22 protein-coding genes are annotated in these 22,264 nt (G+C 37.4%); 12 read left to right on the top strand and 10 right to left on the bottom strand.

All coding sequences use genetic code 11. The annotated features are described in order from the left end of the window. Position 1: 1 nt before the first annotated feature. The 5 genes from EHQ59_RS10130 (at position 2) to EHQ59_RS10110 (ending at position 6,950) form a co-directional block, all read left to right on the top strand. Positions 2-1,303 carry an LIC11270 family surface protein gene (locus EHQ59_RS10130; protein WP_135619551.1) on the top strand — a complete coding sequence of 434 codons (1,302 nt, stop codon included), beginning with the start codon at positions 2-4 and terminating at the stop codon, positions 1,301-1,303. Between the two features lie 77 nt (positions 1,304-1,380). Continuing rightward, the gene (locus EHQ59_RS10125) at positions 1,381-3,234 is read left to right on the top strand and encodes an adenylate/guanylate cyclase domain-containing protein (RefSeq protein ID WP_135619536.1); all 1,854 of its coding nucleotides are present in this window, start codon (positions 1,381-1,383) and stop codon (positions 3,232-3,234) included. Beyond that, positions 3,231-5,126, top strand: coding sequence for a DUF4962 domain-containing protein (locus tag EHQ59_RS10120; protein ID WP_135619535.1), 1,896 nt, complete (start codon positions 3,231-3,233; stop codon positions 5,124-5,126). Before EHQ59_RS10125 ends, EHQ59_RS10120 begins: the two co-directional genes overlap by 4 nt. Beyond that, on the top strand, positions 5,123-6,301 hold the full coding sequence (locus tag EHQ59_RS10115; protein WP_135619534.1) for a hypothetical protein: 1,179 nt from the start codon (positions 5,123-5,125) through the stop codon (positions 6,299-6,301). The genes EHQ59_RS10120 and EHQ59_RS10115 overlap by 4 nt, the downstream gene beginning before the upstream one ends. A gap of 52 nt (positions 6,302-6,353) precedes the next feature. Next, entirely contained in the window at positions 6,354-6,950 is a 597-nt protein-coding gene (locus EHQ59_RS10110; RefSeq protein WP_135619533.1) for a hypothetical protein, read from the top strand. Here EHQ59_RS10110 and EHQ59_RS10105 read toward each other — a convergent pair. From EHQ59_RS10105 to EHQ59_RS10095, 3 genes are read right to left on the bottom strand one after another with little or no spacing between them, the layout of a single operon-like run. Continuing rightward, a complete protein-coding gene (locus EHQ59_RS10105; RefSeq protein WP_135619532.1) occupies positions 6,923-8,020 on the bottom strand; it encodes a DUF1574 domain-containing protein in 1,098 nt (365 codons plus the stop codon). The genes EHQ59_RS10110 and EHQ59_RS10105 overlap by 28 nt on opposite strands. A 9-nt stretch (positions 8,021-8,029) precedes the next feature. Further along, positions 8,030-9,508: an MBOAT family O-acyltransferase gene (locus tag EHQ59_RS10100; protein WP_135619531.1), complete on the bottom strand. Its 1,479-nt coding sequence runs from the start codon at positions 9,506-9,508 to the stop codon at positions 8,030-8,032. Between the two features lies 1 nt (position 9,509). Further along, the gene (locus EHQ59_RS10095; protein ID WP_279638179.1) at positions 9,510-10,010 is read right to left on the bottom strand and encodes an NYN domain-containing protein; all 501 of its coding nucleotides are present in this window, start codon (positions 10,008-10,010) and stop codon (positions 9,510-9,512) included. Positions 10,011-10,061: 51 nt separating this feature from the next. Between EHQ59_RS10095 and EHQ59_RS10090 the strand changes: the two genes are divergently transcribed. Beyond that, positions 10,062-10,814 carry an SDR family NAD(P)-dependent oxidoreductase gene (locus EHQ59_RS10090; RefSeq protein ID WP_135619529.1) on the top strand — a complete coding sequence of 251 codons (753 nt, stop codon included), beginning with the start codon at positions 10,062-10,064 and terminating at the stop codon, positions 10,812-10,814. A 1-nt stretch (position 10,815) separates the two neighbouring features. Next, a complete protein-coding gene (locus EHQ59_RS10085; protein ID WP_135619528.1) occupies positions 10,816-12,255 on the top strand; it encodes an FAD-binding oxidoreductase in 1,440 nt (479 codons plus the stop codon). A gap of 164 nt (positions 12,256-12,419) precedes the next feature. Here EHQ59_RS10085 and EHQ59_RS10080 read toward each other — a convergent pair whose 3' ends face one another. From EHQ59_RS10080 to EHQ59_RS10050, 7 genes are read right to left on the bottom strand one after another with little or no spacing between them, the layout of a single operon-like run. Continuing rightward, complete coding sequence (locus EHQ59_RS10080; RefSeq protein WP_135619527.1) at positions 12,420-13,556, bottom strand: LptF/LptG family permease; 1,137 nt, start codon at positions 13,554-13,556, stop codon at positions 12,420-12,422. After that, positions 13,553-14,836, bottom strand: coding sequence for a PP2C family protein-serine/threonine phosphatase (locus EHQ59_RS10075; RefSeq protein WP_135619526.1), 1,284 nt, complete (start codon positions 14,834-14,836; stop codon positions 13,553-13,555). The genes EHQ59_RS10080 and EHQ59_RS10075 overlap by 4 nt, the downstream gene beginning before the upstream one ends. After that, positions 14,833-15,258, bottom strand: a complete 426-nt coding sequence (locus EHQ59_RS10070; RefSeq protein ID WP_135619525.1) for an acyl-CoA thioesterase — start codon at positions 15,256-15,258, stop codon at positions 14,833-14,835. Before EHQ59_RS10070 ends, EHQ59_RS10075 begins: the two co-directional genes overlap by 4 nt. A 5-nt stretch (positions 15,259-15,263) precedes the next feature. Then, on the bottom strand, positions 15,264-17,423 hold the full coding sequence (gene pbpC / locus EHQ59_RS10065; RefSeq protein WP_135619524.1) for a penicillin-binding protein 1C: 2,160 nt from the start codon (positions 17,421-17,423) through the stop codon (positions 15,264-15,266). Beyond that, positions 17,395-18,009 (bottom strand): RsmD family RNA methyltransferase, encoded by a 615-nt coding sequence (locus tag EHQ59_RS10060; RefSeq protein WP_135619523.1) that lies wholly within the window; start codon positions 18,007-18,009, stop codon positions 17,395-17,397. The genes pbpC and EHQ59_RS10060 overlap by 29 nt, the downstream gene beginning before the upstream one ends. Beyond that, positions 18,010-18,567, bottom strand: a complete 558-nt coding sequence (locus tag EHQ59_RS10055) for a hypothetical protein (RefSeq protein WP_244245480.1) — start codon at positions 18,565-18,567, stop codon at positions 18,010-18,012. It abuts the gene before it with no gap. After that, on the bottom strand, positions 18,539-18,718 hold the full coding sequence (locus EHQ59_RS10050) for a hypothetical protein (protein WP_100715752.1): 180 nt from the start codon (positions 18,716-18,718) through the stop codon (positions 18,539-18,541). Before EHQ59_RS10050 ends, EHQ59_RS10055 begins: the two co-directional genes overlap by 29 nt. A 70-nt stretch (positions 18,719-18,788) precedes the next feature. On the opposite strand from EHQ59_RS10050, the gene EHQ59_RS10045 reads away from it, so the two are divergent. The 5 genes from EHQ59_RS10045 to EHQ59_RS10025 all read left to right on the top strand — a co-directional run bounded on the left by EHQ59_RS10045 (position 18,789) and on the right by EHQ59_RS10025 (position 22,219). Continuing rightward, on the top strand, positions 18,789-19,805 hold the full coding sequence (locus EHQ59_RS10045; RefSeq protein ID WP_244245479.1) for a hypothetical protein: 1,017 nt from the start codon (positions 18,789-18,791) through the stop codon (positions 19,803-19,805). After that, positions 19,802-20,248, top strand: coding sequence for a hypothetical protein (locus EHQ59_RS10040; RefSeq protein ID WP_244245478.1), 447 nt, complete (start codon positions 19,802-19,804; stop codon positions 20,246-20,248). The genes EHQ59_RS10045 and EHQ59_RS10040 overlap by 4 nt, the downstream gene beginning before the upstream one ends. After that, positions 20,232-20,645 (top strand): SufE family protein, encoded by a 414-nt coding sequence (locus EHQ59_RS10035; protein WP_135619520.1) that lies wholly within the window; start codon positions 20,232-20,234, stop codon positions 20,643-20,645. Before EHQ59_RS10040 ends, EHQ59_RS10035 begins: the two co-directional genes overlap by 17 nt. A 73-nt stretch (positions 20,646-20,718) precedes the next feature. Beyond that, on the top strand, positions 20,719-21,900 hold the full coding sequence (locus tag EHQ59_RS10030) for a serine hydrolase domain-containing protein (protein WP_135619519.1): 1,182 nt from the start codon (positions 20,719-20,721) through the stop codon (positions 21,898-21,900). 4 nt (positions 21,901-21,904) lie between these two features. Further along, positions 21,905-22,219, top strand: coding sequence for a hypothetical protein (locus EHQ59_RS10025; protein WP_135619518.1), 315 nt, complete (start codon positions 21,905-21,907; stop codon positions 22,217-22,219). Positions 22,220-22,264: the final 45 nt, after the last annotated feature.

The following is a 22,264-nucleotide window of genomic DNA, read 5'->3' as shown; positions in this document are numbered from 1 at the left end:
TTTGCAGTCCTATTATTTTTTCCTTTTACTCTCCTGTTTCTTTTTATTCCCCAATTGCAAAACAGATGTTGATTTGGGGAAAGAAACCAAGTTTCCCGTGATCTCCACTCTCTTTAACAACCGTATGTTGTTACTCTTAAAGGGAACTTACGCCACTGACAACCCACTGGATTGGTCTGAGTTAAACAATGGAACAGGTGATTTGTACATTGATGCTCAAGGGGATGGCCTTGATCCCATCATGACGCTTACCAACCTTCCCAAGGCAGCTGATCTTCCCATCTTTTTGGATATTGGAGAAGTCAGGATATCGAGTAAATTTGAAAAGGGTTTTAATGACCTGACACAAATCCGTGATACCATTGATTCCAATAAGTTTTGGGACTTCATTGCACCCAATAGACAAGTGTTTTGTACAAGAACTTATTCCTTAGATAACAATACCTGTATTGAAAGTGATGGGATTCTAAAAGCGTATGACTTTTTCAATGGAATTGGTGCACAATTTCCTTCCAATGATCCATCAGCAGAAACTCTCAGTTGGGAAGAAGCAGCGGCGGCAGGAAAAGCATGGCTAGGAAGGGAATATTATTATTCTGGTATCTACTTTCGTTCCCTCGTGACAGGTTTTGCTTTGGATGCTGGAGCTCCCTTGGCGATTCGTTTTGACAATCGACCAAATATCTTTGGTTTAAATATTGTCCCAAGGAATAATTATGCACCAGGTACAACCACTTCTGAAAAAAGTGCCATTGTTCCTAAAATGTTTCCTAGTTTGTTTTCCCAAACCTTCGAACAAGCGTTACAATCTGATATGAGAATCCGAGAAGGATTTGATCCTTATATCTTGGAAGTACGTATCAACTTAAAAGAAAATTTAATGTTACACTCTTATACTTCCAGCCGTTCGACAACAGTAACTTATGTAGGTGTGAGTGATATTTTCTTTGATCACAAAGGGGAAGGAGATGCCGGTGGAAACATCATCTCTAGAGCTCGTGTGATCTATCCAGAAACAGCATCAAGCCTTACGATCTCTGGTGGAACCAATTCTTTATTACATTATTACGGCATCTTCCGATTTGAAGAAACTCAATTTATCAACGAATTGCCACTTGCTGCGACACCAGCGAAACAAAATGCAAAAATCAAATACCTAAATCCAGGTACATACAAAGTAGTTTGTTTAGGGGACGTGTCAAAAAGAGACGGATATCCTGACACAGTTGTAAGGGAAACCGCTTTTACAATTCCAGAATATCCATTCAGACAGACATATAACGTTGATTTGGCCTGCCCTTAGGAAAAAAATAGTTTCTTAGTTCAATTTTACTTTTTTTTCCTATCGATTTCACTGGGATTGGTTAAAGTACGAACCATATGAAAACGATATTATTCAAATTACGAAACATTCTTAGTAAAAATCAAAACGTATCAGGGGAATTTCAATTCCCCATTCGATACAAACTACTGTTAATCACTTCTGTCGTACTTTTGGTTTCTGTTTCGGGTGTGATTTTCCTTGCATCTTATTTTTTTCGTAAGGATAGTGAAGTTCGAGTCAAAGAAAATAATATCAAAATCAATGATATCTTATCTCTAAAAGTAAAATCAGACTTACACTCCATCAAACAAGATGTCCATATCACTGCTTCTGCCATTTTGAGAAGCACACAATCAGCAAATGGGATCGCAAATGAATTATTTGAAGAAGATCAAAATTTTGTTTTTATTGGAGCTTATGACTCTAGTTTTAATCCAAAATTTGAAACGATCAACGATCAGTTTTTACAGAAATATGATTACCAAAAATCAGAAGTTAAAAATATAATCAAAAATATCCAACCGAAACTAAAAAAATCATTTAGCGGAACAACCGTTATATGGAATATTAGTCCTTTTTTCAGAAATCCAATCCTTTGTATCAGTTTTCCTTTATCTGAAACCAAAGACACTCATACCATTCTGGTAACCTTAGTCAAACTGGATAGTTTACTTGATGCCTTTCAAACTTCAGGCCCGGTCGAAACATTTTTAGTAAGTGAAGATGGGAGTGTGCTCGCACATCCAGATGCAAAAGTTGTTTTGTCTGGAAACAATTTGAATGATTTACCTATCGTTGATCGTATGAAAAAATCTACGGTAGACAATGGGCAATTTCGTTATCAAAACAAAGATGGTGAGTTTTATTTAGCTTCCTTTAAAAAACTTGGAATTGGTGGTGTTGGTGTTATTTCACAAGTTCGAGAAGCTAAAATTTTTGAAGAAGTCAATAATATTCAAAAACGAAATGGTTATTTGTTAATCGTATTTTTATCACTTTCCTTTATTGTAGTTTATCTTTTTGCAAAATCTCTTTCCACACCCATCCTCAAATTGGTGGATGCTTCCGAAGAAATCCGAAAGGGAAACTATCACATCAATTTACACGCTACCACGCATGACGAAATTGGAACATTGACAAAATCCTTCGTTAGTATGGGACGAGGTTTAGAAGAAAGAGAAAAACTGAAAGATTCCTTTGGTCGCTTTGTCAACCAAGACATTGCTGAACTTGCTGCAAAAGGAAAACTTGCCATTGGTGGACAAAGAAAATATTGTACAATATTTTTCTCTGATATCCGAAGTTTCACAGCAATCTCTGAAAAATTACAACCAGAAGAAGTGGTAGAATTTTTAAATTCCTATATGTCAGAAATGGTGAAATGTGTCCAAGAAACTGGTGGGACGGTGGATAAATTCATTGGAGACGCCATCATGGCCACTTGGGGTGCTCTTCGTGATCACAAACATCATGCAAAAGCTTCCGTGGATGCCGCACTTCGTATGCGTGAAAAACTAATTGAATTCAATCAAAATCGAGGCACTGTTAAAAAACCTCTGATCAAAATCGGATGTGGAATTAACACTGGTTATGTGATTGCAGGTCAAATTGGAAGCTCTGATAAAATGGAATACACAGTGATTGGTGATTCGGTGAACTTGGCATCTCGAGTGGAGTCCCTCAACAAAGAAACACATACTGATATTTTGGTCACCGAAACAACCTACCAAGAAATCAAATCCGAATTTAACTTTCTGAGTATGGGAGAAATTGAATTTAAAGGGAAATCGAAAGCTCAAAAAGTCTATGCAGTTTTAGGAAGAAAATCGGATCCAAATTGTCCTAAAACTCTATCCGAATTACAATCGATTGTTGGAATCGAAACCACAACGAAAAAGGCAAAAAAATGAATTTAGATAAACGTGATTTATTTGTTCTTGTTGGCCTTACGAGCATTGCGATCTTTTTTAGTGTTCTATTTTATTTAGATTTAAATCGAAAAATTGATATTGGTGATAGAGAAGTGGTGGGCACCATTTTTTTTAAAAACAATATCGTACAAAGAAAATTTGAAGATGAAGTGATTTGGGAAAAACTAGAAAACAATAGTCCACTCATCAACAAAGATACAATTCGTTCGGAAGCCTTTTCCGATGCCATCATCCGATTGAAAGATGGAACAGAGATCAACATCGATGAAAATTCCATGTTTAACTTGGATTTAACGGGTGATGAACCGAATTTAGAATTTTCGGAAGGATCTCTCCAAGTCAAAAAAAATGATGCGAATGCCAACCAAATCAAAATTACATCTTCCGGAAGTGAAATCAATGTTGATTCAGGAAATGTCAAAATTGAAAAAGCAAAAGACCAAGAATTGAGTTTGTTTGTCGAAAAAGGCCAAACCACAGTCAAACAAAACGGAAAAACAGTTTCGGTAGACCAAGGAAAAAAAGCGGAATTTAAAACCTCTGGCATCGAAATCAAAAAAATCCCCATAATTCTACTCTCACCTGCTTCTCAAAAACTTTTTTATACCGATCCTACCGAAGCCCTTGTAAACTTTAGTTGGAAAATAGAATCAGGATACGAGTCACCTATCTTGGAGATATCTAGGTCTCCCAATTTCCAAATGACATTTTATTCAGAACCAGTAAACGGGAACCAAACATCAATTAGCCTAAAAGAAGGAACCTTTTACTGGCGAGTGAAAGTAAAAAACAAAAATGGTGTCGAAACAAGTGAAACAAATAAATTATTTGTCTCAAAACTAGAACCTTTTCTTGCGGAATCACCGAACCCAGGTGCCGTGATACCCTTTGTGCAAACCTATCCCCTTGTAACGATTACTTGGAGTAAGTTAACCACAGCCAACACATACCAACTGTTAGTATCCAATACCAATCAATTTCAAAATCCAATCAAACGGATTGAAACTTCTGCAAACCAAATCTCTTTGGATGATTTGAAAGAGGGAACTTATTATTGGAAGGTGATTGCGAAATCTTCTTTTCCGGATACCAAAGACAGAGAAACAAAACTTTATTCCTTTGTGATTAAAAAACAAAATCAAGTACCAGCCCCCAAATGGCAAAGGCCAATGCCTGAGGCTGAAATCAGCACAGAAGAGATCAAACAAAACCAAGCCATTTTGATTTGGGAGGGGAATGCGGAGATTTATTCTTATACTGTAAGGATTGCCAAGGATTCAAAGTTTTCCAATTCGATCGTGAATGCAGAGACAACTTCTAATTTCCTTGTTCCCAATTGGAATGATTTAGGATCTGGAAATTTTTATGCGAAGATCATTGGAAAAACAAAGGATGGAAAAGAAACAGAACCCTCTCCTATTTTAAGTTTTACCGTTGTTGACAAAAAGAAAAAAATCGAAGTGGCCACGATCGTAGAAGAATCGAAACCCCAAACCATCCAAGAACCAAAATTAGAAACCATGTCACCTAACGGAGCGATCATCCAAATGAAAGGAAAAACCAGTTTGGATTTCCAATGGAAATTAACTGGTGTGGTAGCGGATCGTTATGATATTGTATTGTACCAACACTTACCTGATAAAAAAATTGCGATTTATAAAGTGAGTACAAAAGATTCTAATTACCATTTAAAAGATCTCAGTATTTTGGATGAAGGAAGTTTTTCATGGGATCTCAGTGCTTATAAAAATTCAAATTTACTTCTTTCCAGAAAAGGTACGTTTATTTTAGCCCTTGACCAACTGAAGTCACTCAGACCTTCAGACATCGAATTTATTTCCCCCAAACGATTGTATAAAGAGAAAAAATGAAACATTCTTATCTTTCCAAATTTGTTTTTTATATATTCGGACTTTTTGTCGTATCCACCTTGTTAGCTGAGGAAGGGACAAAACTCATTGCTTGGAAACCGATCAGTGATGCCAGTGGTTACCAAATCCAAATCAAAGATAAACTTGGAAAAATCATTTTAGATAAAAAAATAGAAACACCTTATCAATCAATCGAAGAATTACCTTCTGGTATGTACATGGTAAGGACAGCACCTCTCAATTTATTTAAAAAACCTGTGGTGTGGTCCACATGGAAAGAACTCGAGATCATCATTTCCGAACCACCAAAGGTTGCCAAAGAAACAGAAACACCGGTGATTCTTTCTAAACAAGAATCTAAATCAGAAAAAACAATCAAAGAACTTACGATTGAAGGGGAACATTTTTTAGAAGCCACAAGTGTTGACCTCTCCAAAAAAGGGGATAAATTACCCATCGTCAGTAAAGAAGTCAAAACATCGGAACGCATTGATCTAAAGGTAGATACAACCGAAGCAAAAACTGGTCCTTATGATTTAACAGTCACCAATCCTTACCAAAAACCAAAAGTAGTGAAAAACTTTGTACAAGTAGAAGAACCAAAATCTTCACCCATCGATAACAAACTCACAACAAAGGAAAACTTGGAAGAGATCAAAAAAAATGAAAGAGTGAAATCTGGTACGGAAACTCAAACCGCAAACTTAGAGGGAAAACAAAATTTAACTTCCAAATCCACTGAAACAACAACTAGTTCTGCAAAACCAATCCCGACGGCAAACCAATCCAAACCTAAAGTATCTTTACCCAAGGGAAAGCCATTTCGAGATTTTACATATGATGAGATGATGGTCTTTCTAGAAACGGATGTTGCGGTAAATTGTAAAAATACAAAAATACCTGCTTTCACTTTAGGTGAGTGCCACAAAACTTATGTTATATTAAACTTCTCGAGTGAAGACAACCAGTCTGTCTTTGAGTTTTATAAATTGGTGAGCGAAAATGAAACCAATCGCATCAGTGCATATCGATATTTTTCCAATCATTGTAATCCGATTTTTAAACCTGCATTGGAACGAATGGAATTACAATGGAAAAATAGAAGCAATTTAGATCCAGAGGAACGACAATCCTTGGGTGTCGAATTGCCAAAATTTCGAGTTTGTACGAGATAATTTTCATTTCTTTTGCTTGTAAGGAATCCCTTTTTTTAGTCCAATATAGAGAATGAAACATCCGTTTTCCCTTTTTCTTGGTCTTCTGATTGTATCGAATCAGGTGTTGTTTTCCGAACCATCTGTTCTCAATCAAAATGTAAAGGAAGTCACCACTCGAATCCAAGATTTAGCGCTTTACCCTTCTCTTTCTAAAAAACGTCTTTATGGTGCGGTTGCAAAAGGGGGAGCCATTCGCTTTGATTTAAAAGCAAGTGAGGCATCTCCACAATCCATTGGCATCGGGATTGCAACTGACGGAAAATTAAAAGAATGGGTCTTAACGGTTTATGCAGGAAACGGACAAAATGAAAATCCAACCATCCTTCGCAAAGAGAAAATCGAAGCAGAAACACAATGGGTGTTTGAACTGTTGGCACCTCCTGACGAGATTACAATCGAAATCCAAAATATGAATTCAGATACACCAGTCGCTGTCGTAGAAATTGTTCATGGATACTATTATGGTTATTCGATTGATAAAGAAAACAATACGAAACCACAACCTCAGAATCCAATCAAACCAAACCCAACAGAACCAGATAAACTTTCACCAAATGATGTGCAAAATCGAACTGAATTTTACCGAGCACCCATCACCAAAGATTGATTTAATTTTTTAAAGATATAATCCGTATACTCATCGTAACATGATGGTGACATATGACCTGCATCGCTAAACTCGTTGCAGGAATACTCTGGATCATCATTCATATTCCAGAAGGGAATCCCGTTTTGCACATGGTATTTCTCCATACGCGGATACCAATCCTCATAAACAGTTCCTTCTTTGTTTTCTCCAACAGATACCTTCATCTTTCGAATATGATCCATATAAGGTAGAGATAACCTGACCCAAATGACTGCGGAAGGCACACCTAGTTCTTTTGCGAGTTCCAGTGACTTGTTTGTAAACGTTAATATATTTTCCGAAAATCGAAATGGCACTAGATAAGAATGAAAGTCACCATAGGCAGACTTTTTTAACAGTTCGAGAGGTAACACTGCTTCATGGGTTCCTGGAGTCATAGCAGAACCCTTCCCTTTTTTTAAATTCGCCATTAAATTGTTCCGTAACATACGATACGGAATTAACATATTTTCTTTGTTTTTGGCTCGTGTTAGGATTACTTCCAACTTTGGTCGATATTGATAAGCACGAAACATACGTTTTGCGATCAAAGTAGATATATCATCAATCGAAAATAAAGAAAAATGTTTTAATACAAAAGAAACATTCAGTCCATTCGTGAGAGTTTCATCCACTTTTAAAGTGGCACTGGCATTAAACATTTCTACGGAATGGTCAAACAAAAAGAAATCAGGTTTTACATTGTCTCTTTCGAATTGTTCCATCCATTGTAATACATAATCAGGTTTTCCACCTGGGACGGAAAAATTAAACATCACCCATCCCGGGTATTTTTTATGGATATAATCATTATCAAAAAGAAGTGCTCTAGAATTTCCAAAATAAACTAGGACTTTGTCCCGATTTTTTTGTGCCAAATACTCTTTTAGATCTTCATACAATTCATATTTTTGTATGTAATTGATATCAGATAAGGATTTAGAAAAGTATGTATGAACATTTTCTAAGATCAGTAGTTTATCCAGACAAAACGCTAAAAATACAACTAGGAACGGGACTAATAAAAAACGATTTCGAAATAAATCCACATCTTCCTCCTAAAACCGATAATAGATAAACTCACCACCATCTTGTGATAATGTGGCGAGTAAAAAGATGGTAATCACACCAAGGACTGGGGCTAACCAAACATCGTGTTTGCGAATCCTTTCCCAAAATTCTGGCACGTATTGGATATGATGAAAAAACAAAACGGCAAACGAGGTATAAAAAATTCGTTCTAGGTTTTCAATATGTAAGTAACGAAAAGAAGAACCTTCCCCGAAAAGCGATGTTGCAGACACCAACCATTCGTTTTGGCTTCCCAGAATCATATTTTCTAAACTGAATGAAAAATGAGTGAAGATTCCGTAAAAATGGTCCACCATATTGGATGCGTTATTGGAACGAAACATAAGACCTGAAATCGAAAACAAAACAAATACAATCATTGCTTTTAAAACGATTAGGAATTTGTTTTTTTCAGGAGTTAATGGGAGACCCAATTTGCCTTCCAAAAATCGTTCGGAAGCAAGGATCACACCCCAATAAAATCCCCAACAGATAAAGGTATAATCAGCTCCATGCCAAAATCCACCTAAGGTCATGATGATGATCAAATTGAGATAAGTCCTAAGTTCTCCTTTTTTTGACCCACCTAACGGAAAATAGATGTAATCACGCAACCAAAAGGAAAGAGTAATGTGCCAACGTTTCCATAATTCGCGCCCAGAGGTGGAGAAAAAAGGAGCCTTGAAATTTTCAGGAGTTTCGAAACCTAAATACAAAGCAACAGATCTTGCCATATCAGTTAGTCCCGAAAAATCGCTGAAGACTTGAATTGAATAACAAATCCCTGCAATGAATAAAGAAAAAGAATCATATTCTGCTGGCGAATTAAAAACAGGAGAGATCGTGAGCGACATTGGATCAGCAACTAACACTTTTTTCACGAGACCAGACATCATAAGATAAGAGGCACGATACATCTTTTCTTTGTTTGGTGTGAGTTTGTCCAAGTTTGGGAAAAAATCAGACATTCGCATGATAGGACCCGCAATCAGCACGGGGAAAAATGCAACAAAGAGAAAATAGTCCTCTACCTTAACTGTTTTTTCTTTTGGATTCCGATAGGTATCCACAGCAGCAGCAATGACTTGGAAGGTATAAAAACTAATGGCAAGAGGAAGTGCAATGTGAATGAAATTTGGTACTTGTTGGAAAAATGGATAACTCGTTACGTCAGCTAACACTCGACTAAAAAAGTAAACATACTTAAAAAAACCTAAGTTGATTAAGTTAAGAGAAACTGTCAGTCCAATCCAAAACTTGGTTGGTTGGGATTGTATCTTGCGGTAAAGTAGGTAATTGATACTGATGACAATGAGAAAATGAACGGTTAATGCTAAAGAAAAGTAAGCGTAAAAACTGATACCAGAAATCAGTAAAAAGTATTTACGAAATTCTTTTGGGATGGCCCAATACAGAAGGTAAACAACGGAAAAAAAGATTAAAAATGGTATTGAATTGAACAACATATCAAGGTAGGAATTGTCTCTCCCAGTAATCGCTTTCAGAACTTGGTGTCAATCCTTCTTTCAGGTGATTAAACTCAGTTTCATCCACTTCTGTTTCCCGTTTCACCCATTCCGCATAAAATTCTTCCGAAGATTTTCGTTTGGCTCGGAGCCTTCTTGCAAAACTCAAAATCTCTTTATCTGAAGTCACCACCAAACATTGTGAAGGTACTTCACAAAAATTCAAATATCCAATGATCAGTTCGTCTGCTTTTTTTTCGTGGCTATAATGAATCGAAAATCCCTCCCATTCTTCCGAATAACAATCGGAAAGTAACTCCTTCTTTCCGTCAAAAAAGACGAGAACCTTGCGGTTACGAAGGTCTGGGAAATGCCGTTTCAAGTGTACAAGTAGTCCAAACCTTGCCTCTTGGAGGCGATATTCCCCCAGACAAAACGCCAGGTCAGGGAATTTATACATTAGGTTCATCCCGTCGATCAGGATTCTCTCATTTACGGGCACAACCCTATTGAAACCACTTGCCAGATTCGATTAAACCAAAAAAACGTAAACATGGGGAAAAAAATAATCATCGTCGGTGCCTCGAGTGGGATCGGAAAAGCCATTGCTGAACAAGAATTGAACGCTGGGTCCTCGGTGGTCCTTTTAGCGAGACGGGAAAAGTCTCTAGAAGCCATTGCCAAACTAGGCAACAAGTCCAAGGAGAAACGAGCCTTTCCTTTGGTCTTTGATGTAACAAAATTTGTATCTGCAGAAAAAACCTTCCAAAAAGCAGTCTCCCTTCTAGGAGGACTAGACGAAGTGTATTTTGCCTCCGGTGTGATGCCTGAGATTTCCAAAGAAGAATACAACACGGAAAAAGATTTAGAAATGTTAAACGTCAATCTTTTAGGTGCCGTCGCATTTTTAAACCCCGTCGCTACTTATTTTACCAAACAAAAATCAGGTAAGATTGTTGGAATCTCTTCCATCGCAGGGGAAAGAGGAAGAAAAGGGAATCCCGTTTATAACGCTTCCAAAGCTGGCCTCAATACCTACTTGGAAGCACTTCGCAACCGATTATCGGAAGTCAATGTCCGAGTAACAACGATTAAACCAGGATTTGTCAAAACAGATATGACAAAGGGTTTAACCTTACCAGAAAAAGGATTATTAAAAGCGATTTCGGCAGAAGAAGCTGCAGAAAAAATTCGTGCCATCGTTGCCAGTGGAAAAGACGAAGCGTTTGTTCCTGGAATTTGGGCACTTGTGGCACTCATCATAAGAAACATTCCCAATTTTATTTTTAAGAAATTGAGTATATAATATGGTTACAAAAAAAACAAAATCCGTTCCCGATATCAAAATCCCCAAAAAAGAAAAAGTAGAAGCATGGGGAATGAGTTCTTTTTCCATGTCTCCTGTATTTCGTCCAGAAACAGAAGAAGAAATCAAAGAACTATTTGTTTGGGCAAACCAAACTGGCACCAAAATCGCGTTACGTGGTGGTGGTTGTAGTTATGGAGATGCATCCACCAATAATGATGGAATCGTTTTGGATTTAACTCGATTCAATAAGGTTTTAGATTTTAATTTAAAAACAGGTGTGATGACAGTTCAGTCCGGAGCAAGGATCAAAGACCTTTGGGAAACAGGAATTGAAAATGGCTTTTGGCCCCCAGTTGTTTCGGGAACGATGATGCCTACTCTCGGTGGCGCACTCTCCATGAACATTCATGGAAAAAATAATTTTAAAGTGGGAACCATCGGTGAACACATCAAAGAATTTACTTTTTTAACAGCAAAAGGTGATATCTTAGTTTGTTCTCCTAAAAAAAATTCTGACCTTTTTTACTCTGCAATCTCCGGCTTTGGGATGTTAGGTTGTTTTTTGACAGTTCAAATCAAAATGAAACCAATTTATTCTGGAAAAATGAAAATTGATCCAGTGTATGTTCGTAACTTTGATGAGTTGTTTACTTATTTTGAAGAACATTACCAATCCGCTGATTATCTAGTAGGATGGATTGATGCCTTTGCTTCCGGTAAATCTCTTGGTCGTGGCCAAATTCATAAAGCAACCAACTTAAAAGAAGGGGAAGATCCTGATTTTCCAGGTAATTGTTTGTTAGAAAGACAACACCTTCCTACTCGTTTGTTTTACGTGATTCCAAAAAAATGGATGTGGATCCTCATGCGTCCATTCAGTTTCAATTTTGGAATGCGAATGATCAATTTGGCAAAATGTATCGCAAGCATTTTAGTAAACCACAAAGCGTATTACCAAGGCCACGCCGAGTATGCATTTTTATTGGATTACGTACCTAATTGGAAATTTGTATACAAACCAGGTTCAATGATCCAATACCAAGTGTTCATTCCCAAGGAAAACGCCAAACAAGCGTTCCGTGAAATATTCACAAAATGCCAAGAACGTGGGATTGTAAACTATCTCTCTGTATTCAAAAAACACAAACCAGATCCTTTCCTTCTCACTCATGCCGTGGATGGATTTTCTATGGCGATGGATTTCCCTGTTACAAAAGGAAATCGTGAAAAATTATGGTCTCTGTGTTATGAATTAGATGAAATCGTTTTGAAACACAAAGGTAGATTTTATTTCGCAAAGGACTCTACACTCCGCAAACGAGTAATGGAATCCTACTTTCCTAAAGAAAACCTGAAAAAGTTTTATACCTTAAAAAAGAAGTATGATCCAAAGGGAATTTTACAAACGGATTTATACAAACGAGTGTTTTTAACTTAAATTTCTCGCTAGAGATCCAAATCCAAACTCTGCTCTAAGTGATGTTATCTTTTCTTGGCAAACAGGTAAAAGGTAACATCGTTTGAAACTCAGATTCCAGAAAAAACAACCGTCTCTTCCCAATCAAAACCTACGTTCCAAAAAACGAGAGAACCTCTCTTTCGTTAGATATTCATTCTTCGGTATAAAAAGTATGCCGCATAAGTGAAGATGACTGGTGTCATCCACATCCCAAGCCAGATCGGCAATGCTCCATTTTCCGCAAGTGTCTTTGCAGTAGAGTTTAAAATATAATACAATAATACTACGGCAATGGTTAATCCAAGACTTGCAACACCTGCAGATCGTTTGGTGATTGCACCCGCAAGTGCACCGAGTGTAACAACGACAAAGGACATGAGTGGCATAGCAAAGGCCATATGTTGTTGGACAATGACATTGCGAAATGGAATTCCTTTGGTAATCCGAGATTCGATTTCATCGGAAAGTTCAAAAAAATTCATTTCCTCGGGGTTACGAATCGGTTTGGAAAAATAAGCCAAGTCTTCCGGGAAATCATATGTTTTTTCTGCATATTTGATTCTGGAAACAAGTTCTAGATTTTCATTGAATCTCACTTCTTCTGCATCATACAAAACCCAACTATGTGGATTGGAAATGTATTTTGCTTTTTGAGATGTGACTGTATAGGTGGGAGTACCTTCACTTGTCATTTCAATATAATTGAATCCACCTTTGATTGTGTTTTCTTTTTCATCGATCCAATATACATAATAAAAACCTTTTTTACCTTTGATATGCAATTGGTAGACAAAATCAATCAGTCGATTGGAACCTTTTACCATAATGCTATATTCGCTTTGAGCTTTTTTGTTGGCAGGGATCACAACGATTTGTCCAAAGAGAGTCATCACAAGCCAAATCACGATTCCAAAAAACAAAATTGGTGTGATGATTCGGATAAACGAAACTCCTGCCACCATCATGGCTACAAGCTCTTTGTTCACACTGAATTGTCCAATGACAAAACAAACAGAAAACATAAGGGCGGGAGCAACAACTTGATCCACCATCGAAGGTAAGGAATACAATACATGTAAATAGACATGAGATTGATTTACCTTTGAGGAAACCAAATACTTCATCACATCGGTGAATTTATAAATCACAATCATCGATGTTAACATGATGAGTGTGCCTAAAAAGGTTTTGAAAAAATCAAAAAATAGATACCTGTCAAGAGTTCGAAATGGAATAAACTCTCGTTTGAACCAGAGAAACGGTGTTAAAATAAGGTTCATTGTATTTCCAATAATAACATACTCATATCATCAGAAATCCGCTTGGCAGAATATGACATAGAGTCTTCATAAATAGCAGTTAAAAATGTATCACCTTTTTTGTCAGAATGATTTTTGATTGCTGAAAACAAATGTTCATCCCCGTACATCTCACCGGATTCATCAAATACTTCCAAAATTCCATCGGAATACAATAATATTCGATCACCAGAGGAAAGAGTGATCTCATAATTTTTTAAATTCGGTTTCAAAAAGGAAACGATGAGAGTTCCAAGCCCTTCTAAAAAATTTGGTCCATTTTCTTTCGTGATGTGGATGATGGGAGGATGACCCGCTATGGAATAGTGCATCTGTTTTGATTCGGAATCAAAAAATAGAACACAAGCACTGATATGATTGTTCGGAACAAGTGATTGCAGATCATCATGGATTGCTTTTAAACATTCTGAGGGTGCGTTTTTGTTTCCATGGATTTTGAAAGCCAACACCGCCATCGCAGAAACCATTGCCGAAGCAATTCCATGACCAGAAACATCTGCAAAAAAGAGTGCCATCTGTCCATCTTCCCGTTCCAAATAACTGATGGCATCTCCCCCTACTTGGTCAAAGGATCGAAAAAAGGAATGGATTTTGATTCCCTTTTTTTTCGGCCAATCCGTTGTCACTAAATTGGATTGGGTTTCATTGGCGAGTTCCAACTCATTTAACATACGATCTTGGAATTTTTTGAGTTGGGATTCAGAAATCCTTAGTTTCTCAACAGAGCTAAGCCGTATATTGAGTGTTAGGTAGGAAACCAAAGCAGGTGTGATGATGGCAGATAAATAAAGTGGTAAATCTACTTGGTGTTCTTTTGTATATATCCCTACCAGAATTCCTGCCGAAGTAACGGTTCCCAAATACGAAACAAGAGAACGTCTGTCCACAAAACTAACTCCGATACAAGTCAAAACCAATATCATGCCCACCAGATAACCGATGTACAATGAATTCCAATAGAGTAAAATTAAGGAATGGGCACTCATCGTATAAAAGAATACGAACATGATGGCTTGGATTTTGATCCGTATCCATTTGACAAAGTAAGTAGCGACAAAAAAACTAATGGTGACAGATGCATGTATAATTCGAATCCACTTCGGATCATACAATCCTAGTTCATCCACTGGCGCAAAGATTCCAAATCCAATAAAACTAGAAAAAACAACAAGACAGATTCTTGAGATTTTTAGTACTTCATCATCAAGTTTGAAAGGATCTTCTGTACTTTGTGACTTCATACCAAATGAGTACTTCCGAATTTAGTTTTAAAATAATCGGGTAAAGCAGAAGGTTTTTGTAAGGTAAAATCAAACCAAACAAAAGAAGCATTGCCTGTGAGAACACATTCCTCTTCTTCATTCCACATAGAACAGATCACGGAAAATGCACGAGAGGAAATGGAACTTACTTCTAAAGTAATTTCGAGAGTTGCGGGGAAAACCACTTGTTTGCGATAGTCCATATCCAAATGAGTTAACACAGGGCCTGCTTTCACTGGTTTTAATGGAGAATCCCAAAGTCCTTCTTTCGTAAAATAATCAGCTCTTGCCGATTCAAAATAACGAACATAGGTTACATTATTGACATGTCCAAATGCATCCATTTCTCCCCAGACTACTTGTTGGATGAATTTGTGTTTGTACTTCGTTGGTTTTGACATGGTATTTACCGAACTTCAAAAAAAGACAAAGAAACCACTTTCTTTTCTTTGTCTTTGATTTCCAAACGATACTCTCCTTTTTTAGGTTCCCAGAGATAAGGTTCTCCTGCTTTCGCAAGAAACACATCGTTTAAATGATACGAATACGAAACATCATAAGAACTAATTGTAAAGAGGATTTTTTGTCGGCCACTTGGTATATCAGGATCCAAGGCAAAAATACTCCCACTCACTGGTGTCAGGATTCGATAAGATTTTGTTTTCTCTAGACTCTTCAGATTAGACGAAGTTTCTTTCCCATTTAAATTGTTTTCCTCACTCCCCATTTCTTCAGGAAGTGGATGTAATTGAGAACTCAGGGATTCATGTAAGACATCCATTGTCTCTCGCCAAACGGGTGCAGCACCGGTGATACCCGATACATCTAACATAGGAGCACCTGTGGGGTTTCCGACCCAAACTCCAACAGTATAATGTTCCGAATAACCAATACACCAATTATCTCTCATATCTTGGCTTGTACCTGTTTTCACGGCCGTGTAATAAGAAGTGGATAAAAAATTATCCCATCCAAATCCAAGAGACCTTGCTTCTCTATCAGAAAGGATAGAAGAGATTTCATAACTCACTTGCGGTGAAAAGATTTGTTTGGGTTCTGTAAAATGATCCTTGGATTCCCACAACACGGGTGAGTAAACTCCCGCATTGGCAAACACTCGATAGGCATTGGTAAGTTCTAATAAACTAATATCTGCAGCACCGAGTGCCAAGGATGGACCATAGTATTCTGGATATTGTAAACCATGGATCCCTAAGGATTCCAATACAGATACAAATTCATTTACATCTAAAAATGACAAGGCACGGATCGCCGGGATATTCAAAGAAGATGCCAAACTTTCTTTTACTGTCACATTTCCTTTGTAGGATTTATCATAATTCAGTGGTCGGTAAATCCCTTGGTAAACGGGAATTCCAATGGGGGAATCCGAAAGGATAGAATTTGGTGTGAGTTTTTTCTTTTGAAAGTTTAATGCGTAAACAAAAGGTTTTAATGTGGAACCTACTTGTCGTTTGGTGCGAATTAAGTCCAATTGGGAAACAGAACTTTCTTTTCCAATATTGGAAGCATAAACCAAAATGTTTCCCGTTTTATTTTCTAAAACTAGAACTGCACCATCTTTTACGTTTCGATTTTCTAAGGTTTTGATATTCCTTCGTAAAATCTCTTCCACTTTTTTTTGATAAAACAAGGAAAGAGACGTTTCGATTTTATCGATTCTTTGTGTGTTTGAAACACCGAGTTCGTATAAGGCTTTTGCATACAGAGGAACAAGAGAGGGAAACTGCACATAATCGATGTTACGAAATAAAGATTCTCTTACGAATTGAGAAATCTCTCTACAATCAGTTTGGTTTCCGTCACGTTCCCATTTGAGGGCACAAACTCGTTTTGTGATGGTATCAATGGAACTCTGAGGCGAACGAATGAGTGCAGCTAGTAAATAAGATTCATTCGGAGTGATGGCACTTACGGACTTACGAAACAGTCCACTCGTCGCGGCTGAGATCCCTTTCAGTTCCCCTCGAAAATAAATCAAATTGAGATAGGCAGTGAAGATTTCCTCTTTGGTCCAAATCGATTCCAATTCCTTCGCACGATTGATTTGTTTGATCTTTTGAAATAAAGACTTTCGTTTGTTTCGATTGGGTTGTAACTCAGGATCTAAAATGGTCGCAAGTTGCATGGAGATGGTGGATGCTCCCCGTAGGTTGGAACCTTTGAAACCCGTCCAAAGAGATGCAATGATCGCATTGCCATCAATTCCCTGGTGTTCAAAAAATCGTTTGTCTTCGGCATGAAGAATAGTCTCCACCAAAAACTTTGGAAATTCAGAATACTCCACCCAATCTTCGGAACGGTAATCTTTACGCACACGAAGTCTTTGGAATAGTTCTCCTTTTCTATCATAAAAACGGATGTCAGAAGGTTGGTATTGGGATTTGACTTCGTTATAAGTGGGAAGAGAAAGAAGTGCAGAGGGAAAAAGACAGAAACCTAAAATCGAAACAAAAAAAATTCCGAGCTTAGAAAAACAAAACTCAGCTAACAACAAACCTTGAAACGCAAAGGTCTTAGTTTTCCAAAGTTTCGTTTGTTTCATAACCTGTTTCGATGATGAAATGACTTCCATACTCTCTGACTTTATGAGGAACATTGACCCATATATTGTTGATACTTTGGTGTTCTGGAATTTGACAGAGGATTAAAAAAGGTTTTCCTGTAGAAAGGCAAAATTGATACAAATCTTCCAACATCAACTTCATACGAGCCGGAGTTTCCGACCAATACGTGTAAGGTGGATCCAAATAAAAAATAAAAGCTGATTCGTCACCCAACTCCCACTTTAATGCATGTTTCGTGGCATCTTTTCGAAACAATTGTACGTTGGGTATTCCACGAAACAAAGTATGTAAATTTCGAAATCTGGTTTGGTCGAGTTCATACGTAAGAAGACGTTTAACGGACAAACTGTACGCCTCAGCGGAAATCTGCCCACTGCCAGCAAAATAATCACAAAACAAAACGGATTCAAAACCAAGGCCCCAAGAAAGTAATCGCGAGTCCATCAGAGAAAATATTGCTTTTTTCACCAAACTGTTGGTAAAGTTTAAATGGCCAGAAACATCTGGTGGACTTGGAATTTCTTTTCCTTTCCATTTCCCTTGTGATACTCTTAAACCTTTCATTTATTTTCCAACCGATTTCAGTTCTTCCAACTGGGATACAATGTGTTTGGAGGGAGAATTGGATTCAATTTCTGAAAAAATCTTTTTTGCTTCCGAATCGTTTTTTAAATCCATAAGACCAAAACCGTATAATAACAAAGCATCATTGTATTTGGGACTTTGTTTTCCTGATTTTTGAAATTCTTTTCCCCATTCTACGAGTATATCCGATTCTCCAAACACAAGAGCTCGTTCCATAAACAAATAAATGGCATTCCAATAATGCGGAGTGGAACGAAAGTTAGGTGAAACTTCCTTTCCCACTTTAGACTTAAGTTGGGACCAGTTTTCCTCGGTGGAAACATACAGAAAAAAAATCCGAGGATCTTTTTCAGGTTCTCGTCCATTTAGGTATTGGAGCGATTGTTTAGAAACGAGAGAATAATTCCCTTTTTTAAATTCTGTGTATAAAGTCGAAAATCCAGAAGTTTCGCTCCAAAGTAAGGTTGGAACGCACAAAAAACAAAAAAGAGATTGGGATAAAGTCAAATTATAGTTCGGTAATATTGGCTGATCCACACATCGGGCAGATCAATTCCCATGAATCGAGGTATTCATCCTCACCTTCCGCTTCCCAACGATGGTCACAGTCTTCACAAGCATATGTTACAACGTCTTCGTTTAGGCTCTCTGCGTCGAATTCGTCATCATCTAAAAAGTCATCTTCCATACCCTTCTCACTAAATCACAAAGAAAAAGCCGTGTCAAGTGGGGAGGGCAAAAAAAAATGGGATCAAACGATGGCGATTTACTCTCGGTACGAACCGCATAGAAAGAAGAAATCAAAGGCACCGCTATTTTTATTGGTTTTAGCGCTTGGCCTCTCCGCTTTAGGGTTTACCTATAGAAAAGAAATTTATTTTCTTTTTGCGAAAGACCAAAGCGTACGAGCAGAAAAGACCAAAGAAAAAACCATTGAACTTTGGAAATCGGGAAACCTCAAAGAAAAGGAAATCGAAGATTTCCAAGCCATCGCCATCACCTATTCGGAAAAAGACCCAACCGATCCGATTGCCTATCATTTGATAGGGCGCAGTTTGTTTTGGAATTTAAGCCGTTTGGGAATTCAATTTGACCATGACAGTTTGATTTTACATTTAGGTTCCCCCTTCCGAGAATTCATAGGTAGCTCTGTTTTAGCCGAATCCACTTTGGATTCCATTTTTTGGAATGCAAGGACTGCTGAGTCTTATGCCTCCTCCCCTTTTACGGATTGGGAAAACAATTTAGTATTATTGTTTTTGGGAGAAACCCATCGCAGTGTCAAACGCCCTCAAGTATTGATCCAAGAATACGGAAACATTGACAGGTCAAAACTTTCCGTGGAATTACAATCCGTTTATATTTGGTTATTAACCTTCAATACAATGTTAGCTGGTGATGCAACAGGTTTAGATAAACTCATTACCATCACTAAAGATCCAAATTACAAATTGGGAATTCAATTTACACCGAGAGAAGAAAACTTTTTACGAGGTCTCGGAAAGTATTATAAAAAAGATTATGTGGGTGCTTTGTCACTTCTCAGACAAGCCAAAACTACAAATCCTGATACCATCACAGAAACATCCATCATCACCGAAGCAACCATCTTTCATTTGCAAAACTTATCTCAAAAAGGAATTGATCTCTTAGAAGAATTTTATCTTTCCACTGGTAAAAAGAATTCAGAGATCCCCCTTTTGATAGCAAAGTTCATCAAAGAAAAACCAGGTCTCAAAACAAAATTGGATTTGTCTTTGGATAAAAAAGAATGAGAACTTTTGCAGTTACATTAAAGAATTCAAATTTCAAAGAATTTTTTTCTGGACCTAGATCCAAATCCCTTCGTAGATTCCTTGTTATCCTTTCGATCGGACTAGGTTTTTGTTTTAATTTTGGTTGTGGCCTTTTTTACAAAGGAGTTCCAAAACCAGGTGAGTTTTGTTATGTATTGGTAAAACCACCTGAATGTTTGTATGTAGACTTTGAGGCAAAAAAATTAATTTGGAATGATGTCGAGTATTCCTTAGATGAAAAATTGCGGATGGATTATTTTTTTTATAAAAATGAAGATTTATATGAGTTAACAGTTTCTACAATCAACCGAGTCGAAATCAAAAACCTATCCCAGTCTAACTTCAATCAGTTTTATATGAGAAAAAAAGACAAGTTCGCTGAAATCCCAAAAGGAAATTCTAAAGATGAAACAAAACATTGAAGAAATCCAAAAAGAAATCATCGCTGAGTTTTCCGAACTCACTGACTGGGAAGAAAAATTTCAGTATTTAATCGAGTTAGGTGAAGAGTTACCACCCTTTCCCAATGAAAAACGAACAGAAGAATATTTGGTACCAGGTTGCCAGTCCCGTGTTTGGGTCGCACCGAAACTCACTGAAGGAAAATTAGAGTTTGATGCAGATAGTGACACTGCTCTTACCAAAGGACTCATTGCCATTCTTATACGCGTGTTTTCGGGACAAAGTCCAGAAGATATAGCAAATGCCTCCCTTGGTTTTATAGAAGAAGTGGGCCTTGCAAAGTTTTTATCCATATCACGGCGAAATGGTCTCTTTTCTATGGTACAAAAACTAAAGGGATACGCAGAAAAAGTATAAGCTTTTCCTTTTTTCCTTTGCAAAGTCATTTTCTCTGATTAGAATTCTCTTTCGAATCATCCTTGGGAATTCTATGAAACATATATCAATATTCATCTTTGTTCTTTTTACAATCCAATGTGGAAAGGATCTCTCTCCCTTTGGTGGAGAAGTAAATGTTGTACCACTGCCAAAACGATTAAAACCAGAATGGCCAATTCCAAATTGGAAAGTTGTGACTCCTGAATCTGTGGGTGTCTCCTCCGCAAAACTCAAATTAGTGGAAGAATATGCATTCACTCGTACGGGTGATGAAACAGACCGCAAAGGAAGAAGGACAGATGGCCTTTTGATCCTTCGAAATGGAAAACTCATTTATGAAAATTACGCTCGTAATTTTAATGAAGAAAAAGTACACCTCACTTGGTCGGTGACAAAAAGTGTATTACAAACCATGTATGGGATTGCGGTCAAAGAAGGACTCATCAAATTAGATGACCCAGGGTATTATCACTACGAACCACTGAGCCGCGACGAATCCCATAAAAAAATCACCATCCGTCATTTGTTAAATATGTCTTCGGGACTTGCGGCAGAGGAAGGGTATGAAAGTGGACCATTAAAGTCTTCTGTCATCGCCATGTTGTATACAAGAGGGAGAGCAGATATGGGAAATTTTTGTGCCAATCTTCCCTTACGAGCAGAACCAGGAACCCAAGTGTATTACTCGAGTTGTGATACCAATATCCTTTCTGCAATTCTAAAAAAAGTATACGGCAAAGAAGAATACGACAAACTTCCGTTTGAAAAAATCTTTAAACCATTAGGGATTTCGAATGTTACCTTTGAGAGAGATGGATCTGGTACTTACGTTGGATCCTCTTATTTGTATCTGACCGCAAGAGACTTAGCAAAAATTGGATATCTATACTTAAACGATGGTGTTTGGAACGGAGAACGGATGTTACCGGAAGGATGGGTGAATTTCACAAGAACCCCAGCACCTGGATACAAAACCACTCCTTATTCAGATGATCTATCTCAGGATAATTATACAGCCCATTGGTATGCAAACACAGGTGTTCCAGACAGAGGAATCCATGAACCATGGCCAGATGCTCCGAAGGATACGTTCGCTGCTCTTGGGCATTGGGGACAAATGATGTATGTGATTCCTAGTTTGGATCTTATCATCGTTCGCTTTGGAGATGATCGGGAAAAGGCATTTATCAAAAATGATTTTTTAAAATTAGTAAAGGAATCGGTGATTCGGTAAGTATATGAAACGTAAAATCTCTGTTCTTTTGTCTTTATTATTTTTACTTTTGTTGTTTTGGGCACAGTGGAATTGGAAACATCTCTCTAGTTTTCCTTCCATCATCTCTAGTTTTTATTCCAAAGAATATTGTAGTTGTTACTTCGTGATGGAGTTATCAGAAGAACAGTGCCATGATTTTGCCAGACAGTGGGTTCCCATCACAGAATTCAAACTCGACAAAGACAATCAATTGGTAACTGTCAAAGGACTTGGGAAAACAAATACAGCCAAATTCCAATCCAAAGAATATGGTTGTACTTTAGTTAATGAACCATAATGACCAGTTTGATAAAAAGCAAATCATGATGTAGGTTGGATTGTT

Source organism: Leptospira kemamanensis (assembly GCF_004769665.1).
GTDB classification, from domain to species: domain Bacteria; phylum Spirochaetota; class Leptospiria; order Leptospirales; family Leptospiraceae; genus Leptospira_A; species Leptospira_A kemamanensis.
This window is presented reverse-complemented; position numbering and strand designations above follow the sequence as displayed.

What these genes read in the sequence shown, in the direction of transcription:
- pbpC (WP_135619524.1), bottom strand. Translation starts at nt 17,423, where the DNA reads ATGAAACAAACGAAACTTTGGAAAACTAAGACCTTTGCGTTTCAAGGT.
- EHQ59_RS10050 (WP_100715752.1), bottom strand. Translation starts at nt 18,718, where the DNA reads ATGGAAGATGACTTTTTAGATGATGACGAATTCGACGCAGAGAGCCTA.
- EHQ59_RS10040 (WP_244245478.1), top strand. Translation starts at nt 19,802, where the DNA reads ATGAGAACTTTTGCAGTTACATTAAAGAATTCAAATTTCAAAGAATTT.
- EHQ59_RS10025 (WP_135619518.1), top strand. Translation starts at nt 21,905, where the DNA reads ATGAAACGTAAAATCTCTGTTCTTTTGTCTTTATTATTTTTACTTTTG.
- EHQ59_RS10100 (WP_135619531.1), bottom strand. Translation starts at nt 9,508, where the DNA reads ATGTTGTTCAATTCAATACCATTTTTAATCTTTTTTTCCGTTGTTTAC.
- EHQ59_RS10115 (WP_135619534.1), top strand. Translation starts at nt 5,123, where the DNA reads ATGAAACATTCTTATCTTTCCAAATTTGTTTTTTATATATTCGGACTT.
- EHQ59_RS10060 (WP_135619523.1), bottom strand. Translation starts at nt 18,009, where the DNA reads ATGAAAGGTTTAAGAGTATCACAAGGGAAATGGAAAGGAAAAGAAATT.
- EHQ59_RS10125 (WP_135619536.1), top strand. Translation starts at nt 1,381, where the DNA reads ATGAAAACGATATTATTCAAATTACGAAACATTCTTAGTAAAAATCAA.
- EHQ59_RS10070 (WP_135619525.1), bottom strand. Translation starts at nt 15,258, where the DNA reads ATGTCAAAACCAACGAAGTACAAACACAAATTCATCCAACAAGTAGTC.
- EHQ59_RS10080 (WP_135619527.1), bottom strand. Translation starts at nt 13,556, where the DNA reads ATGAACCTTATTTTAACACCGTTTCTCTGGTTCAAACGAGAGTTTATT.
- EHQ59_RS10120 (WP_135619535.1), top strand. Translation starts at nt 3,231, where the DNA reads ATGAATTTAGATAAACGTGATTTATTTGTTCTTGTTGGCCTTACGAGC.
- EHQ59_RS10085 (WP_135619528.1), top strand. Translation starts at nt 10,816, where the DNA reads ATGGTTACAAAAAAAACAAAATCCGTTCCCGATATCAAAATCCCCAAA.
- EHQ59_RS10030 (WP_135619519.1), top strand. Translation starts at nt 20,719, where the DNA reads ATGAAACATATATCAATATTCATCTTTGTTCTTTTTACAATCCAATGT.
- EHQ59_RS10075 (WP_135619526.1), bottom strand. Translation starts at nt 14,836, where the DNA reads ATGAAGTCACAAAGTACAGAAGATCCTTTCAAACTTGATGATGAAGTA.
- EHQ59_RS10110 (WP_135619533.1), top strand. Translation starts at nt 6,354, where the DNA reads ATGAAACATCCGTTTTCCCTTTTTCTTGGTCTTCTGATTGTATCGAAT.
- EHQ59_RS10045 (WP_244245479.1), top strand. Translation starts at nt 18,789, where the DNA reads ATGGCGATTTACTCTCGGTACGAACCGCATAGAAAGAAGAAATCAAAG.
- EHQ59_RS10035 (WP_135619520.1), top strand. Translation starts at nt 20,232, where the DNA reads ATGAAACAAAACATTGAAGAAATCCAAAAAGAAATCATCGCTGAGTTT.
- EHQ59_RS10090 (WP_135619529.1), top strand. Translation starts at nt 10,062, where the DNA reads ATGGGGAAAAAAATAATCATCGTCGGTGCCTCGAGTGGGATCGGAAAA.